Source organism: Achromobacter sp., from assembly GCF_050285585.1.
In the GTDB taxonomy this organism is placed as follows: Bacteria; Pseudomonadota; Gammaproteobacteria; order Burkholderiales; family Burkholderiaceae_B; genus Achromobacter.
This window is the reverse complement of the sequence record NZ_JBLZXF010000006.1, coordinates 185,957-201,244: the sequence shown is the minus strand read 5'-3', so window position 1 is coordinate 201,244 and position 15,288 is coordinate 185,957. Positions and strand designations below refer to the sequence as shown.

14 protein-coding genes are annotated in these 15,288 nt (G+C 68.0%); 11 read left to right on the top strand and 3 right to left on the bottom strand.

Annotated elements, in window-relative coordinates; translation table 11 throughout:
- Positions 1-6: 6 nt before the first annotated feature.
- Entirely contained in the window at positions 7-924 is a 918-nt protein-coding gene (locus tag ACN6PJ_RS11505) for an SDR family NAD(P)-dependent oxidoreductase (RefSeq protein ID WP_427995986.1), read from the bottom strand.
- Between the two features lie 334 nt (positions 925-1,258).
- Between ACN6PJ_RS11505 and ACN6PJ_RS11500 the strand changes: the two genes are divergently transcribed.
- From ACN6PJ_RS11500 to ACN6PJ_RS11475, 6 genes are all read left to right on the top strand, one after another.
- On the top strand, positions 1,259-2,263 hold the full coding sequence (locus tag ACN6PJ_RS11500; protein ID WP_427995985.1) for a LysR family transcriptional regulator: 1,005 nt from the start codon (positions 1,259-1,261) through the stop codon (positions 2,261-2,263).
- Between the two features lie 76 nt (positions 2,264-2,339).
- A complete protein-coding gene (locus ACN6PJ_RS11495; protein ID WP_427995984.1) occupies positions 2,340-3,323 on the top strand; it encodes a tripartite tricarboxylate transporter substrate binding protein in 984 nt (327 codons plus the stop codon).
- A gap of 185 nt (positions 3,324-3,508) precedes the next feature.
- A complete protein-coding gene (locus ACN6PJ_RS11490) occupies positions 3,509-4,726 on the top strand; it encodes a CaiB/BaiF CoA transferase family protein (protein ID WP_427995983.1) in 1,218 nt (405 codons plus the stop codon).
- Positions 4,719-5,504 carry a crotonase/enoyl-CoA hydratase family protein gene (locus tag ACN6PJ_RS11485; protein ID WP_427995982.1) on the top strand — a complete coding sequence of 262 codons (786 nt, stop codon included), beginning with the start codon at positions 4,719-4,721 and terminating at the stop codon, positions 5,502-5,504. Before ACN6PJ_RS11490 ends, ACN6PJ_RS11485 begins: the two co-directional genes overlap by 8 nt.
- Positions 5,505-5,576: 72 nt before the next feature.
- Positions 5,577-6,560, top strand: coding sequence for a tripartite tricarboxylate transporter substrate binding protein (locus ACN6PJ_RS11480; protein ID WP_427995981.1), 984 nt, complete (start codon positions 5,577-5,579; stop codon positions 6,558-6,560).
- A 63-nt stretch (positions 6,561-6,623) separates the two neighbouring features.
- Positions 6,624-7,595 (top strand): Bug family tripartite tricarboxylate transporter substrate binding protein, encoded by a 972-nt coding sequence (locus tag ACN6PJ_RS11475; RefSeq protein WP_427995980.1) that lies wholly within the window; start codon positions 6,624-6,626, stop codon positions 7,593-7,595.
- A gap of 19 nt (positions 7,596-7,614) precedes the next feature.
- Here the strand turns inward: ACN6PJ_RS11475 and ACN6PJ_RS11470 are convergent, their stop codons facing one another.
- A complete protein-coding gene (locus tag ACN6PJ_RS11470) occupies positions 7,615-8,532 on the bottom strand; it encodes a LysR family transcriptional regulator (protein ID WP_427995979.1) in 918 nt (305 codons plus the stop codon).
- Between the two features lie 200 nt (positions 8,533-8,732).
- Here ACN6PJ_RS11470 and ACN6PJ_RS11465 point away from each other — a divergent pair, with 200 nt between their 5' ends.
- From ACN6PJ_RS11465 to ACN6PJ_RS11450, 4 genes are read left to right on the top strand one after another with little or no spacing between them, the layout of a single operon-like run.
- Positions 8,733-9,896: an acyl-CoA dehydrogenase family protein gene (locus ACN6PJ_RS11465; RefSeq protein ID WP_427995978.1), complete on the top strand. Its 1,164-nt coding sequence runs from the start codon at positions 8,733-8,735 to the stop codon at positions 9,894-9,896.
- A gap of 27 nt (positions 9,897-9,923) precedes the next feature.
- Positions 9,924-10,994: an acyl-CoA dehydrogenase family protein gene (locus ACN6PJ_RS11460; RefSeq protein WP_427995977.1), complete on the top strand. Its 1,071-nt coding sequence runs from the start codon at positions 9,924-9,926 to the stop codon at positions 10,992-10,994.
- 44 nt (positions 10,995-11,038) lie between these two features.
- Positions 11,039-12,235 (top strand): thiolase family protein, encoded by a 1,197-nt coding sequence (locus tag ACN6PJ_RS11455; RefSeq protein ID WP_427995976.1) that lies wholly within the window; start codon positions 11,039-11,041, stop codon positions 12,233-12,235.
- A gap of 40 nt (positions 12,236-12,275) precedes the next feature.
- Positions 12,276-13,406: a CaiB/BaiF CoA transferase family protein gene (locus ACN6PJ_RS11450; protein WP_427995975.1), complete on the top strand. Its 1,131-nt coding sequence runs from the start codon at positions 12,276-12,278 to the stop codon at positions 13,404-13,406.
- Between the two features lie 18 nt (positions 13,407-13,424).
- Here the strand turns inward: ACN6PJ_RS11450 and gcvA are convergent, their stop codons facing one another.
- On the bottom strand, positions 13,425-14,366 hold the full coding sequence (gene gcvA / locus ACN6PJ_RS11445) for a transcriptional regulator GcvA (RefSeq protein WP_427995974.1): 942 nt from the start codon (positions 14,364-14,366) through the stop codon (positions 13,425-13,427).
- A 146-nt stretch (positions 14,367-14,512) separates the two neighbouring features.
- Between gcvA and ACN6PJ_RS11440 the strand changes: the two genes are divergently transcribed.
- Entirely contained in the window at positions 14,513-15,286 is a 774-nt protein-coding gene (locus ACN6PJ_RS11440; RefSeq protein WP_427995973.1) for an SDR family NAD(P)-dependent oxidoreductase, read from the top strand.
- The last annotated feature ends 2 nt before the right edge of the window (positions 15,287-15,288 follow it).

Sequence of the window (15,288 nt, the reverse complement as noted above, 5' to 3'; positions counted from 1 at the left end):
CGGGCCTCACACCGGGGTCCACGCGAAAGCCTCGCGCGCGCTTTCCAGCGGCACCAGGCTGGACCGCATGGCGGGAATCGCATGCTCCGCGATCGCCTCGACGGTCCAGCCTTCCGAGCGATGCACGCTGCGCACCGGCCGGGGCTGGCTGAACAGCATGATTTCGTTCTTGCGCACGCCGAAGATCTGGCCGCTGACGCCCGCGGCCAGATCCGACAGCAGATAGACGACCATCGGCGCGATCTTGTCGGCGGTCATTTGCTTGAAGCGTTCCAGCCGGCGCTTCTGTTCCTCGGTTTCGTCGGGCAAGGTGCCGATGAGCCGGCTCCACGCCCACGGGGAAACGCAGTTCGAGCGCACGTTGCAGCGCTCCATCTCCAGCGCGATGGAGCGGGAAATGCCCACGATGCCCAGCTTGGCGGCCGAATAGTTGGCCTGGCCGATATTGCCCACCAGGCCGGCGGCGGAAGTCATGTGCACATAGGCGCCGGACTGCTGCTCCCGGAACATTGCGGCCGCGGCCCGGCTGACGTTGTAGGCGCCCTGCAGGTGCACGTCGATGACCTGCTGCCAGTCGACATTGCTCATTTTGTGGAACATGCGGTCGCGCAGGATGCCGGCGTTGTTGACCACGCCGTCCAGCCGTCCGAAGTTGTCGATGGCGGCTTGCACCATGCGCGCCGCGGCGGCGGGGTCGGACACGCTTTCGCCGTTGGCGATGGCGCGGCCGCCTTCCTGCTGGATCGCAGCGACCACCTCGGAGGCAGGATCGAGCGTGCCCTCGCCTTCGCCGTTCGGGCTGCCGCCCAGGTCGTTGACCACCACCGCGGCGCCCTGGCGCGCCGCCAGCAAGGCAATTTCGCGGCCGACGCCGCGACCCGAGCCGGTCACAAGCACGACCTTTCCTTCCAGAATTCCAGCCATTTCGTCTCCTCGGCAGGTTGATCCGTTCATGCGAAAACGGGATGCGACAACTGTAGGCAGGGCTCGCCAGCGCGGTAACCACGCGGAGCGGATGGCAGGTATGCAGGATCGGCAATGCTGAGGCCGGATTGCGGTAATCCGGTCCGTGCTGCAAGGCAGCAGCGGGCGCGACGCGGCCGTCCGGGTTGACCCCGATCCTTCATGGCCGGGCCCGAGCTTGCCGCAACGCAGCAGCCGCGGCGGGGTGTTGCGGGAGGCGGCGAGGGCGACGTTCTCCCTGATATGATCGAAAAAAAGAGAACGCAGGCTGTCCCATCCTGGCAGGAGACAGAAAGTGAAGCTGGTGGTCCGTGCAGCCGACGAGCTGAAGATCGAGAACGTGTCCGCGTTCGTGGCAACTGCGGAGTCAGGCAGCTTTTCGCAAGCGGCCGTGATGCGAGGATGCTCGCAATCCATGTTGAGCCGGCGGGTCCTCGAGCTCGAAGACCTGCTCGGCGGGCGCCTGTTCAACCGTACCGGCCGCGGCGTTCTTCTGACCGAACTGGGCGTGGCCTTGCTGCCCGTGGCGCAGGAACTGCTGGACGGCGCCTCCGGTTTCCTGGAACTGGCGTCTTCCACCAACGAGCAGCCATCCGGCACCGTCGAGATCGCGTTGCCGCGCTGGGCCGCCGAAGGGCCGGTGTCGATGCTGGTGAGCCGGATATCGACGCAGTTTCCCAGGATCCATCTGGTAATACATGAAAGCTACAGCCGCGACGTAATGGACCGGCTGGCGGCCGGCAAGCTCGATATCGGCGTTTTCAACAGCTACCACGCGGAGCCGCCCGCCCAGGCGCAGCGCCTGTTCTCCTCGGATCTGGTGCTGTTGGGCCGGCGCGAGTCCCCGCTGCTGCGCAACCCCACCGTGCCGCTGGCCGCGCTGAACGGGCTGGCCATCGTGATGCCGCCTTCGCCGAATCCGGTGGAGGCGGTGGTGCGTGAGCGGACCCGCGACATGCAGCTCGAGCTGCGCGCCGAACTCGAGATCAATTCGGGGGCGATGATCCGCGAGGTGGTGCGCCGCTGCGGCCGCTATGCCATCACGCAGGTGCACCGCATCGAGGACTATCTGGACGAAGGCGACCTGGCGATATCCCGTATCGTCGAGCCGGCGCTCACGCTGCATACCTTCTGCGCCACCGGCGCCAAGCATCGCATCAACCGGGCCAGCCTGGTGGTGGAGCGGTGCCTGGTCGCGGTACTGGGGGAGCACTTCGTCCGATTGCAGCAAGCCGCGCAGACGCGCGAGGCCCGCTGGGCCAAGGCTTGGCAGACAGCTGCCCGGACCGTGCATAGCTGATCGTCGGTTCCCGCATGGCACGCCGGAGTTCTTGTCGCTATCGTGGCAGGCAACAAGAACCCGAGGAGACGAAACCATGTCTGTTGCCAGAACCGCGTGGCACGCTGCCGTGCTCGCCTGCGTCGCCCTGTTTGTTTCGATACCCGCGATCGGGGCCGGAGCGGACACCTATCCTTCGCGTCCCATCCGTTTCATCGTGCCCATCGGCCCCGGCAGCAGCGGCGATACGATGACGCGCACTTTCGCGGAGCAACTGCGCAAGGTGGCGGGCCAGGCGACGCTGGTGGAGAACCGGCCCGGGGCCGAGCTTTCGCTGGGCACCCAGGTGGCGTTGAGCGCGCCTGCCGACGGCTATACCGTGGTGCTGATCAGTCCCAGCGCCACGGTGATCAATCCGCTGTTCGTCAAGGACTTGCCATACCGGCCCGAGGACCTGCTGCCCGTGCTCAACGTGACGCGCCATGTGGCCGTGCTGGTCGCGGCCGCGGGCTCGCCCTACAAGACCCTGGGCGACGTCGTCGACGCGGCCAAGCGCGACAAGGGAGGCGTCAGCCTGGCTACCTACGGCAACAGCTATCGCCTGGGCGCGCTCGATCTGGCCAGGCGGGCGGGCGTGCGCTTCAACCAGGTTCCGTACAAGGGGGCCGCGCAGGCGGTGGCCGACGTGGTCGGCGGATCGGTGGATCTGGCGCTTATCGATATCGCGGGGGCCGCGCCCTTGGTCGCTTCGGGAAAGATCCGGGCCTTGGCGGTGGCGGGGGACCAGCGCCATCCGCTATTGCCCGACGTGGCCACCGTGCAGGAATCGGGCTATCCGGGCTATTCGCTGTACGTGTTCATAGGTTTTGCCATCCATGCCAAGACACCGCCCGCCGTGGCCGGCAAGCTCGAGGGCATGATGCGGCAGGTCATGGACGATCCGGCGCTGCGGGCGCAACTCGCGCAACAAAGCGGCGGCGAGGTCGTGGGGACGGGAAGCAAGGAGTTCGCCCGGCTGATACGGGCCGAGGCGGTCCGGTACGGGGAGCTGGCGCGCCAGGTCGGCGACGGCCTGCCGTGAACGCCGGGGCAATATTTTCGATGTATCGGCTGACCCAAATATAGTATTTCCGGCGTGCATGGTTCTTACCTAGGATGTCCACCAAGGCATTCTGGAATGGGAGCTGTCATGTTCGAAAGCGGTGCTTGCAGGGTATCCGGGCCGCGCGCGGCGCGCGCCGGGGCGAAGGCTTGCGGGGGCGGCGCATGAGCGGGCCGTTGGAAGGAGTCCGCATCCTTGACGTCACGACGGTGCTGATGGGGCCATACGCCACGCAGATACTGGGCGACCTGGGCGCGGATGTGATCAAGGTGGAGCCGCCGTCCGGCGATAACGTGCGCGGCATCGGTCCGGCGCGCCACCCAGGCATGGGCGGCATATTCCTGCATGCCAATCGCAGCAAGCGCAGCATCGTGCTGGATCTGAAGCGGCCGGAGGGCCGCGAGGCGCTGCTCACGCTGGCGGCCACCTGCGACGTGCTGATCTACAACGTGCGGCCGCAGGCCATGGCGCGGCTGGGCCTTTCATACGAGGAACTGGCCGGGGTCAATCCCGCCATTCTGTATGTGGGCGTCTACGGCTACGACCAGCGAGGCCCCTATGCGGCGCGCGCCGCTTACGACGATCTCATCCAGGGGGCGGTGGGAATTCCGGCCCTGTCCGTGCAGGCCGGCAGCGAGACGCCGCGGTACGCGCCCAGCGCCATCGCCGACCGCATCGTCGGCATCAGCGCGGCCAACGCCGTCAGCGCGGGCCTGTATCACCGGGCCCGCACCGGCCGGGGCCAGGCCATCGATGTGCCGATGTTCGAGACGATGGCGCAACTGATTCTGGGCGACCATATGGCGGGCCAGTCATTCGAACCGCCGTTGGGGCCGCCCGGATATCCGCGTATCCTGAACGCGGACCGTCGGCCCTATGCCACGCTGGACGGGCACATCTGCGTGCTGCTCTACACGGACAAGCAATGGGCGGCGTTCTTCGAGCTGATCGGACAGCCCGGCAGGGAGCGCAGCGATCCCCGGTTCCGCGATATCGGCACCCGCACCCAGCACATACACGCGATCTACCGGCTGGTGTCGGACGCGATCGCCACGCGCACGACCCAGGAATGGCTCGCGGCGTTCGAAGCGGCGGATATTCCGGCCATGCCGATGCACACGGTGGAGTCGCTGCTGCGCGACCCGCAACTGGAAGCGGTGGGTTTCTTCAATACCGTCGATCACCCCAGCGAGGGAAAGCTGCGCACGATGGCCGTTCCGTCGCGCTGGTCGGGGACGCCTCCCGAACCCACCCGCCAGGCCCCGCGGCTTGGAGAACACAGTGTCGAAGTGCTGAAAGAGGCCGGCTACCAGGACGACGCCATCGCCGCGCTGCTGCGGCAGGGGGTGACCTTGGAGCCTGCGGGAGCGAGCCATGACTGACTTTCTGAAACGCGAACGGCATGGCGCCGTACTGCTCCTGACCATGGACCGGGAATCGACGCGCAACGCGCTGTCGGATCCTGATGCGATCGACGCGCTGGTCGACGCATGCGCCGACGTCAACGCGGACCTGTCCGTGCGAGCGGTGGTGCTGACCGGCGCGCACGGCGTCTTTTCCTCGGGCGGAAATCTCAAGACCCTGTCCGATACGGTGGGCGCTGGCCTCGGAGAGCCCGTGCACAGCCGCCTGGCCTACCGCAACGGGATACAGCGCGTGCCGCTGGCCCTGTGCAACCTGGAGGTGCCGACGATTGCGGCGGTCAACGGGCCGGCCATCGGCGCGGGTTGCGACCTGGCCTGCATGTGCGATATACGCGTGGCCGCCGAAGAGGCGCGATTCGCCGAGAGCTTCGTCAAGCTGGGCTTGACCCCTGGCGACGGCGGGGCCTGGCTGCTGCCTCGGGCCGTGGGCATGTCGCGCGCCTGTGAAATGGCTTTCACGGGCCGCAGCGTCGATGCGGCCCAGGCGCTCGGGATGGGGCTGGTGTCGCAAGTGGTCGGCCGGGAAGCGTTGCTGCCGGCGGCGATGGCGCTGGCGCAGGAGATCGCCCAGCATTCCGGCCACGCGTTGCGCCTGACCAAGCGGCTCTTGCGCGAGGGCCAGCACATGCGGCTGGATACGCTGCTGGAATTCTCGGCCGGTTTCCAGGCGCTGGCGCACCATACGCGGGAACACGCGGGCGCGCTGGACGCGTTCCTGAGCAAGACGCGCGGCTGAAGCGGAACGGCCACAGCCACGGCAGCCTCGCCGCAGCGCAACCAACAACGAGGCGACACAAGGAGGAGACCGATGCAGACAACGAGAAGAAAGCTGCTTGCCGCGCTGGGCGGATTGGCCGGCTTGCCGCTGGCGCGCGCCGCGTACGCGAACACGGCGGCCTGGCCGGCACAGCCCTTGCGGCTGATACTGCCCTATGCCGCGGGCGGCCCGACCGATGTGCTGGCCCGGGCCGTGGCGCAGCATGTGGCGCGCCAGCTGGGCCAGCCGGTGATCGTGGAGAACAAGACCGGCGCAAGCGGCAACATCGCCGGCGAAACGGTGGCGCGCGCGCGCCCCGACGGATACACATTGCTGTACCACTCGTCGGGGCTGGCCATCAGCCCGGCGCTGTACCGGCAGCTTCCCTACGATCCGCTGCGCGATTTCGCGCCCGTGGGGTTGACGGCCTCGATTCCCCTGGTGCTGATGACGGCCAATTCTCTGCCGTCCACCGACACCAGGCAGTTCATCGATTACCTCAAGGCGCGCCCCGACGCGCTCAGCTACGGCACGGGCGGCGTCGGCAACATTACCCATCTGAGCGTGGCGTTGTTCCTGCACGCCACCGGCACGCGCGCCGTCGGCATTCCGTTCAAGGGCACCAATCCCGCCATGGTGGCGATGCTGGGCGGCCAGGTGCAATTCATGGTGGACGCGATAAGCTCGGCGCTGCCATATATTCGCGATGGCAGGGTAAGGGCGTTGGCCGTGACGGGGGCCGAACGGTCGCCCGCGCTGCCGCAGGTGCCGACGCTGCGCGAAGCGGGGCTTGAAGACTTGACGATGAGCACCTGGCAGGGCGTGCTGGCTCCGGCCGCCACGCCACAGCCCGTGATCGACCGGCTGAGTCAGGCCCTGGCCGCCGCCGTGCGCGATCCTGCCATCGCCGGACCCTTCACTGCCCAGGGCGTCGACCTGCGCAGTTCCTCGCCGGCCGAATTCCAGGCGTACCTGGGGCAGGAGGTCCGGCGCTGGGGCGACGCAGTCAGGATGGCGGGCATACAGCCCGAATGAGTACGGAAGTCCCATGGCCGCCAAGGCCATGGCGACCCATGGAACAGCCTTGCGGAGACACGCATGAATATCAGGACCTTGGCCATGACCGGATTGCTGGGCGCCGCGTTGGCGCTGAGCGGCAATGCCCGCGCCGCGGCCGATTACCCCTCTCACCCCGTGAAGATCATCGTGTCGCTGCCACCGGGCAGCGGCGCCGACACCACGGCGCGGTTCCTGTCCAAGCACCTGGCGGAGCGGCTCGGGCAGCCTTTCATCGTCGAGAACCGCCCGGGCGCCAACAGTTTCATCGCCGCCCAGGCGGTGGCCACCGCGGCGCCAGACGGCTATACGATGTTCGTGGCCAGCAATTCGCCCATGACGACCAATGCCGCCGTCTTCAAGCATCTGCCGTACGACGCGATCAAGGACTTCTCGCCCGTCGCGCCCATTGCGCGCTTTCCGATGGTGCTGGTGGTGCCCGCGAACTCCCCTTACCGACGCGTGGCTGATCTGGTGGCGGCCGCCAGGGCGGCCCCGGGCAAGCTGAACTTCGCCAGCGGCACCGCGACTTACCAGGTGGTGCTGGAGCTGTTCCACGAGCAGAACGGAATCAAGGCGACCCACGTGCCCTACAAAGGCACGTCGGCCGCGCTGGCAGACCTGGCGGGGGGAGTGGTGCAGTACAGCCTGGCCGACGTCAGCGCGGCGCTGCCGCTGATACGCGGCGGCAAGCTGAGGCCGCTGGCGGTGACCAGCGCCGCGCGCATCAAGGACCTTCCGGACGTGCCCACCATGCAGGAAAGCGGCAATAAGGGGTACGAGGCGTATGCCTGGACGGCGGCGTTCTTCCCCGCGAAGGTAGACCCCGCCATCGTTGCGCGCGTGTCGGAGGCGGTCCAGGCCCTGGTGCGCAGCGACGAGGGCAGGGCCTTCATGGCCAAGCTTGGAGGAGAGTCCTTCGTGGGCGGCCCCGAGACGCTGGCCGCATTCCAGAAGGACGAGCTCGAATCCATGCGGCGCATCGCCAAACTGGCCAACATCCAGCAGGAGTAGCCGCGCCGGGCGGGGCCGCCTACGCCGCGTCGGCGCAGGCGGGCTCCACAGGCATCAGGCGGCATGCCATATCGACGAAATTGGCGGTGGTCGGGGTGGCGTTGTCCGGGTCCACCGCCAGAGCGATGCCCACCTTGATCGTCTCGGCCAGCTGCGAAACGTTCACCAGGCGCACGTTGCTGCCGGCCTGCCGGCGGGCGACCGCCGGCACGATGGCGACGCCCAGCCCGCTTTCGACCAGGCTGAGTATGGTCTGCACCTGGATGGCTTCCTGCGCGATGCGCGGCACGACGCCCGCCTGCTGGAAGGCATACATCACCAACGCATGCATGCCCGGCACATGCGTGCGCGAATAGCCGATGAACGGCTCATCCGCCAGGTCGCTCAGCGCGACGTCGTCGCTTCGCGCATGGCGGCTGTCGGCGGGGACGGCCAGCATCAGATGGTCGGGCTGCAGCAAAGTGACGCGGGCCGCGGTGGGTTCGAGCACCGGGAATCGCACGAGCGCCACGTCCAGCGTATGCGCGTCCAGGCGGCGCAGCAGATCGATGGTCGTGGATTCCTCGATGATCAGGTCGACGCGGGGGAAATCCTTCCGGAACTCGGACAGCAGCCGGGGCATCAGCGAATAGGTCGACGAACCGACGAAGCCCACTTTCAGGACGCCTTGCTCACCGCTGGCTCCTTCCCTCGCCGCGCGCCGGATTTCCTCCGCATAGAACAGGGTGGTGCGCGCATACCGCAATACCACCTGGGCGGCCGGGGTCGGCTGCAGCCCCCCGGGCAGCCGCTCGAAAAGCTGCACGCCGAGTTCCTGCTCCAGCTTCTTGATCGCGGTGGATAGGGGCGGTTGCGCCATATGCAGCCTTTCCGCGGCGCGATGGAAATTGAGCGTTTCGGACAGGACCAGCAGCTGCTTGAGCTGACGTAGCTCCACGGGTGTCTCCCTCGATGCGCCGGGCTCGCGATATTTGTGATGTATTACCCGGTCCACATCTAATATTAGACCGGGATGTAGCCCCCGTGTAGATTGCCATGAGGCCCGCGCAAACAGCGCAGGCCAGCGTTTTCACGGCAATTTCCGAACATTGGAATGCGTGCGCCGGCGCCGTGCCGCCGCACGTTCCGGGGGCTATATTGGGCGCTATCAACGACGCACTGCGGTTAGCCGCGATTCCCGCCCAGGACGAGGCTTTGCGCCCGTCCGTGCGCGCCTTCCTGCGGGAGGCGCTGAAGGATATGCCGGCCGACCGCCGCGCGCGCTCCTGGATGGGCTACGACGCGGAGTTCAGCCGTGCGCTCGCGCGGCAGGGGTGGCTGGGCTTGACGCTGCCGGCCGCCTACGGCGGTGCGCAGCGCAGCAATTTCGCGCGTTTCGTCCTGAGCGAGGAACTGCTGGCGGCGGGCGCGCCGGTGTCGGCGCATTGGATCGCGGATCGCCAGACGGCGCCATTGATCCTGCGCTACGGCTCACGGGAACAGCGCGATTTCTACTTGCCTCGCATCATTCGCGGCGAAGCCTTTTTCGCCATCGGCATGAGCGAGCCCGATACCGGGTCCGACCTGGCCAGCGTGCGCACGCGCGCCACGGCCGAAGCCGGAGGCTGGCGGCTGAACGGACGCAAGATCTGGACCACCAACGCGCACCGCTCGCATTACATGTGCGCGCTGGTGCGCACTTCCGGCTCGCCGGAAGACCGCCATCGCGGCCTGTCGCAGATGATCTTCGACCTGAGCTTGCCCGGCATCGAGATCCGCCCGATCCGGGACGTCTCGGGAGACGCGCATTTCTGCGAGGTCCTGTTCGATAACGTCCTCCTGCCTCCGGACGCGCTGGTCGGCGAGGAGGGCAGCGGCTGGCAGCAGGTGACGGCGGAACTGGCGCTGGAGCGCAGCGGCCCCGAACGCATCTATTCCAGCATGGTGCTGATAGACGGCTGGCTCGCCCATCTGCGCCGGGGGGGAGGCGCGCCGGATTCGGAGCAGATCCGGCTTGCCGGGCGGCTGGCCGGGCGCCTGGCCGTGCTGCGCGCAATGTCCCTGGCGGTGACCCAGCGCCTCAACGAAGGCGCCGACGCCAGTCTCGCGGCGGTGCTGGTGAAGGACCTGGGCACGGAGTTCGAGCAGGCCGTGCCTGAATGGATAGGCCAGGCGCTGCGCGCCGGCGCGGGACCTGCGCCGGATGAGGTATTGGCGCGCACGCTGGCCTACCTGACGCTCATCAATCCGACTTTTTCGCTGCGGGGCGGCACGCGCCATATTCTGCGCGGCATCATCGCGCGCGAACTTGGCCTGCGCTAGGGCCTGTGCACACCAGAAGGAAAGCGCATGTCGCAAACCATTGAGCAAGACCTGCATGACGAATTCCTGCGCGCGCTGGCCGGCCTGTGTCCGCTGGAGCGTGTCCGCGAGATCGAGGCCATGGACGGCGGGCCGGATGCGGAGCGCCTCGCCGCGCGCATCTGGCAGGACATCGACGCGCTGGGCTATGTCGACGCCCTGACGCCGGCGGAGCTGGGCGGGGCGGGGCTGTCGCTGGCCGACGCCCAGGGGCTGTTGCGGGCCGCGGGCCAGGCGGCCTTGCCGTACCCGTTGGCCGACACCATGCTGGCGCGCGCCCTGTTGCGCGCCGCCGGCCAGGCGGTGCCTGAAGGCCCCATTGCCTTGGCGCCGGCGCGGTCCGGACCCAGCGGGCTGCATTGCGTCCAGACGCCGGGAGCCGGGCTGGCGCGCAGCGTGCTGGTGCAGCGCGATGGCTGTCTATTGCTGGTGGCCGCGCCTGTCTCGCCCGATCCTGGTCTGTTCCGGCCGCGCGCCAGCGCCGCGCCCGCATGGCCGGAGTCGCCGCCGGTCATCGGCCGCGTCGCCTTGCCGGACGATTCCGCGCAGGCCTGGCGCAACGCCGCCGACGCGGCCGGCATCGCCGGCGCCATGCAGGCGGTGCTGGACCGCTGCATCGCCTTTGTTGGCGAGCGCCAGCAGTTCGGCAGGGCCCTGGGGCGCTTCCAGGCGATTCAACAGGAGATCAGCGTGCTTGCCGAACAGGTAGCGTCGACCGCGATGGCGGCGCGCCTGGCCTGCGCCAGCGGCGCCTTGTTCCCCCACGCCTCGCTTGCGGCTTGCGCAAGACTGCGGGCCTGCGAAGCCATTCCGGTTGTTTGCGCCATTGCGCACGCGATTCACGGCGCGATCGGGATAACGGAGGAACTGGCCCTGGGCATCTACACCACGCGGCTGCATGAATGGCGCGCGGCCGGCATGAGCGAGAACGATTGCGCCGGCCTGATCGGCCGCCAATTGCTGACTGGCGAGAGCCAGACGTTGCTGGACTTCGTGCGGGGCATCATGGAGACGGCGCCTGCCGGCAGCGGCGCGAACGCGCCCTGCGTTTCCGCGTAGCGGCCGCGCTGCTCGAACCCATTCTTGAACCGAGGCATCAAACCATGTCGAACCATTCAGATCCCGTTGTCATCGTAGGCGCGCAGCGCACGCCCATCGGCGCCTTCCAGGGGGCGCTGTCGCACTACACCGCGCCCCAGCTTGGCGCTCATGCGCTGGCCGCCGCGGTGCGCCAGGCCGGGCTGTCCCCGGATGCCGCGCAGGAGGCGTTGATGGGATGCTGCCTGTTCGCGGGCCTGGGCCAGGCGCCGGCGCGTCAGGCCGTGCTTGGCGCGGGGCTGCCGACCACGGTGCAGGCGACGACGCTTAGCAAAATGTGCGGTTCCGGCATGAAGGCGGCAATCCTCGCCCACGACATTCTGCGCGCGGGATCGGCCGACCTGGTGCTGGCGGGGGGCATGGAATCCATGAGCAATGCGCCGCATCTGATACCCAAGGCACGCCAAGGCTACCGCCTTGGCGACGGGCAGTTGTTGGACCATATGTATCGCGATGGCCTGCAGGACGCCTACGAAGGCCATCTGATGGGGCACTATGCCGACCTGGCGGCGCGCGAGCATGGATTCAGCCGCGCCCAGCAGGACGCCTACGCCGAGCAGAGCGTGCTGCGCGCCCAGGCCAGCATTGCGGCGGGACGCTTCGCGGCCGAGATCGCGCCCATCGCGGCGCGCGCGCGCCGTGGCGAGACGCCTGGAGCCCTCGTCAGCCATGACGAGACGCCGGGTCTGTGCGACGCGTCGCGGCTTGCCGGCCTGAAGCCGGTGTTCACGCCCGACGGCACGGTCACGGCCGGCAACGCCTCATCGATATCGGACGGCGCGGCGGCCCTGGTGCTGACGCGGCAAGGGCATGCGGAAACGCTGGGCCTGGCGCCGCGGGCGCGCATCGTCGGGCATGCGGCCGCGGCGCTGGCCCCGGGGCAGTTCCCTGTGGCGCCGGTGCATGCCATCGCGCGCCTGCTCGACCGGGTGGGCTGGAGCCGCGACTCCGTGGACCTGTTCGAGATCAACGAGGCCTTTGCGGTCGTCACGCTGATCGCCCTGCGCGACCTGGGCCTTTCGCAGGAGCGCGTCAACGTCGAGGGCGGCGCCTGCGCCCTGGGGCACCCCGTGGGCGCCACTGGCGCGCGCATCATCGTGACGTTGCTGCACTCGCTGGAGCGGCGCGGGCTGCGCCGCGGAGTCGCCAGCCTGTGCCTGGGCGGAGGCGAAGCCACGGCCATCGCCGTCGAGCTGCTTTGATCCGGCGGCGCGCCAGCCGCCATTGCATAGGAGAGTAAGCATGGGGCCTTTGGCTGGAATCAGGATCATCGAATTGGCGGGTATCGGTCCAGGGCCGATGGCGGCCATGCTGCTGGCCGACATGGGCGCCACCGTTCTGCGCATCGAGCGCAAGGAGCCGGCGGACCTGGGAGTGAAACGGGAGCTGAAATACAACCTGCTGCTGCGCAACCGGCGCTCCATTGCGCTGGACCTGAAGAATCCTCGCGCCATCGCCCTGGTGCTGCGGCTCTTGCGCAAGGCCGACGCGCTGATAGAAGGGTTCCGCCCCGGCGTAACGGAGCGGCTGGGACTGGGGCCGCAAGCATGCCTGGCGGAGAATCCGCGCCTGGTCTATGGCCGCGTCACGGGCTGGGGCCAGGATGGCCCGCTGGCGCGGGTGGCCGGGCATGACATCAACTACATCGCCGTGACCGGCGTGCTGGATGCCATCGGCCGGGCCGGCCAGCCGCCCACGCCGCCGCTTGCATTGGTAGGCGATTTCGGCGGCGGCGGCCCGTACCTCGCGTTGGGCATGCTGGCCGCGATCATCGAGGCCCGCCAGTCCGGGCAAGGCCAGGTGGTGGATGCCGCCGTGATGGATGGCGTGGCTTCCATGGCCACGGCATTCTTCGGCCTGGCCGCATCCGGTTCGTGGCGGCCGGAGCGGGGCACCAACATCCTGGATTCCGGCGCGCCGTTCTACGACGTATACCCATGCGCCGACGGTAAGTGGCTTTCCGTCGGCCCGATAGAGCGCCGTTTCCACGAATCGCTGCTGCGCAACCTGGGCCTGGACGACAGCGCCATCCAGGCACTGGGCGATCACCAGGACAGGAGCACGTGGCCTCGTCTGCGGACGGTGCTGCGCGAGGCCTTCGCCCAGCGCGGCCGCGATGAATGGTGCGCAAGGCTGGCCGAGCTGGATGTGTGCGTGGCGCCCGTGCAGACGCTGGCCGACGCCGCCGAGCATCCTCAGATCAAGGCGCGGGAAACGCTGCTGGACATCGACGGCATCACGCAGCCGGCGCCGGCGCCGCGCTTTAGCAGGACGCCCAACGCCAGGCCCACGGCGCCGCAGCCGCCCGACCCCGCGGCATTGGCCGATTGGCTGGATCCGGACGAACTGGCGGCGTTCGCCGGGGAATGCTGAGCGCGCGCGGCATGCGCCTTAGCGCTTCTCGGCCGCCGTGCCGTTCGGGGAAGTCACGGCCTCGTCGAAGAGCCAGTCCCGGAAGGCCTTCAGCCGCGGCTGGGAGGCCGTCTCGGGGCGGTAGATCACGTAGTAGGCCAGGGCGGATCGGAACTCAACCTCCGGGAACAGCCTGAGCAGGCGCCCCGCGGCCAGATCGTCGCGCGCCATGACGCTACGAGCCAGCGCGACGCCGTGCGCATCGATCGCCGCCTGTAACACCGCCGCGGAATTGTTGATCTTCATGGCGCGCCGAGCCGGGCGCTGCCGTACGCCGGCTTTTTCCAGCCACATATCCCAGGTCGGGAATCCTAGGCGGCCGTCCATCGACAGGTCATGGATGAACGTTTCGCGCATCAGATCCGCAGGGCGGTCGAGCCGGCCGCGGCGCTGCAGGAGCGCGGGCGAACAGACAGGGTAGACCTCTTCGTCCATCAGTTTTTCCGCCACCAGCTCGGGCCAGACACCCAAGCCGTAGCGCACGCCAATATCGATCTGTTGGGAGACGAAGTCCACGGGTTTGAGATTGGTATCCAGCCGCACGTCGGTATCGGGCCATGCGGCCTGGAAGCGCTCGATGCGCGGCAGCAGCCACTTCGCCGCGAACGCGGGACTGACGGCCACGGTCAGCAGCCCGTTCGGGGATGCCTCCTTGAGCCGGTCCAAGCCCTGCGCAAGCCTAGCCAGGCCCGCGCGGATATCGACAAGCGCGCGCTCGGCGGCCTCGGTGGGAATCAGGCGGGCTTTGCCGCTTGCGCCGCGATGGAACAAGGGTGCGCCCAGCCATTGCTCCAGGGTGCGTACGAGCTGACCCACTGCGGCGGGCGTGACGTGCAGTTCCGCGGCGGCGGCGGAGAAGCTCCGGTGCCGGGCGCTGGCCTCGAACGCCCGCAAGGCGTTTAGGTGCACGGGTGACTTCATATCGATAAAGATTTTCTTTCAGTGAAGGGAAGTTTATCTCGTTTGCGGCGGTGAAGGCTCAGGTAAAGAATTCTGTTTGTGAATGCGCTCTGGCGCACAGTTTTTCTATCGATGGATTAGGGCGCCGAGCGCCGGGAGGTTTCATCGTGGGCGGTGAATTCAAGGACAGGAAGCTGCTGGTCGTGGGCGGCACCAGCGGCATGGGCTGCGAGGCAGCAAGACTGGCGCTCGCCGAAGGAGCGAGCGTCGTGATCGTGGGGAGCCGCGAGGAGAAGACGGCGCAGGCGCGTAGCGAGCTGGCCCAGCAGGGCCCGGTATGGGGCGTGACCGCGGATCTTTCCACCGAGGCCGGACTTGCCACGCTGCTCGCGGAGATCGATGCGAGCCATACCGATATCGATCTACTGGTCAACGCCGCCGGGGTGTTCTTTCCCAAGCCCTTCCTGGAACACCAGGATGCGGATTACGAGCAGTACATGAAGCTCAACAAGGCGTTCTTCTTCGTCACGCAGAAAGTTGCCGCGAACATGGCCGCCAACGGCCGTCCGGGATCGATCGTCAACATCGGTTCGATGTGGGCCAGGCAGGCCATCGCCGCGACGCCGTCGTCCGCCTATTCGATGGCCAAGGCCGGCTTGCATGCGCTGACGCAGCATCTGGCGATGGAGCTGGCTTCTCACCGTATCCGCGTGAACGCGGTGTCGCCGGCCGTGGTGCAGACGCCGATCTACGAAGGCTTCATCCCCAAGGACAAGGTGCAGGGCGCGCTGCAAGGATTTAATGGATTCCACCCCATTGGCCGCATCGGCACCCCGCGGGACGTTGCCGAAGCCATCGTGTTCCTGCTCTCTGCGAAGGCGGGCTGGGTCACGGGCGCCATCTGGGACGTGGACGGCGGCGTGATGGCCGGCCGCAACTGAGC

What these genes read in the sequence shown, in the direction of transcription:
- ACN6PJ_RS11505 (WP_427995986.1), bottom strand. Translation starts at nt 924, where the DNA reads ATGGCTGGAATTCTGGAAGGAAAGGTCGTGCTTGTGACCGGCTCGGGT.
- ACN6PJ_RS11495 (WP_427995984.1), top strand. Translation starts at nt 2,340, where the DNA reads ATGTCTGTTGCCAGAACCGCGTGGCACGCTGCCGTGCTCGCCTGCGTC.
- ACN6PJ_RS11490 (WP_427995983.1), top strand. Translation starts at nt 3,509, where the DNA reads ATGAGCGGGCCGTTGGAAGGAGTCCGCATCCTTGACGTCACGACGGTG.
- ACN6PJ_RS11485 (WP_427995982.1), top strand. Translation starts at nt 4,719, where the DNA reads ATGACTGACTTTCTGAAACGCGAACGGCATGGCGCCGTACTGCTCCTG.
- ACN6PJ_RS11480 (WP_427995981.1), top strand. Translation starts at nt 5,577, where the DNA reads ATGCAGACAACGAGAAGAAAGCTGCTTGCCGCGCTGGGCGGATTGGCC.
- ACN6PJ_RS11475 (WP_427995980.1), top strand. Translation starts at nt 6,624, where the DNA reads ATGAATATCAGGACCTTGGCCATGACCGGATTGCTGGGCGCCGCGTTG.
- ACN6PJ_RS11460 (WP_427995977.1), top strand. Translation starts at nt 9,924, where the DNA reads ATGTCGCAAACCATTGAGCAAGACCTGCATGACGAATTCCTGCGCGCG.
- ACN6PJ_RS11455 (WP_427995976.1), top strand. Translation starts at nt 11,039, where the DNA reads ATGTCGAACCATTCAGATCCCGTTGTCATCGTAGGCGCGCAGCGCACG.
- ACN6PJ_RS11450 (WP_427995975.1), top strand. Translation starts at nt 12,276, where the DNA reads ATGGGGCCTTTGGCTGGAATCAGGATCATCGAATTGGCGGGTATCGGT.
- gcvA (WP_427995974.1), bottom strand. Translation starts at nt 14,366, where the DNA reads ATGAAGTCACCCGTGCACCTAAACGCCTTGCGGGCGTTCGAGGCCAGC.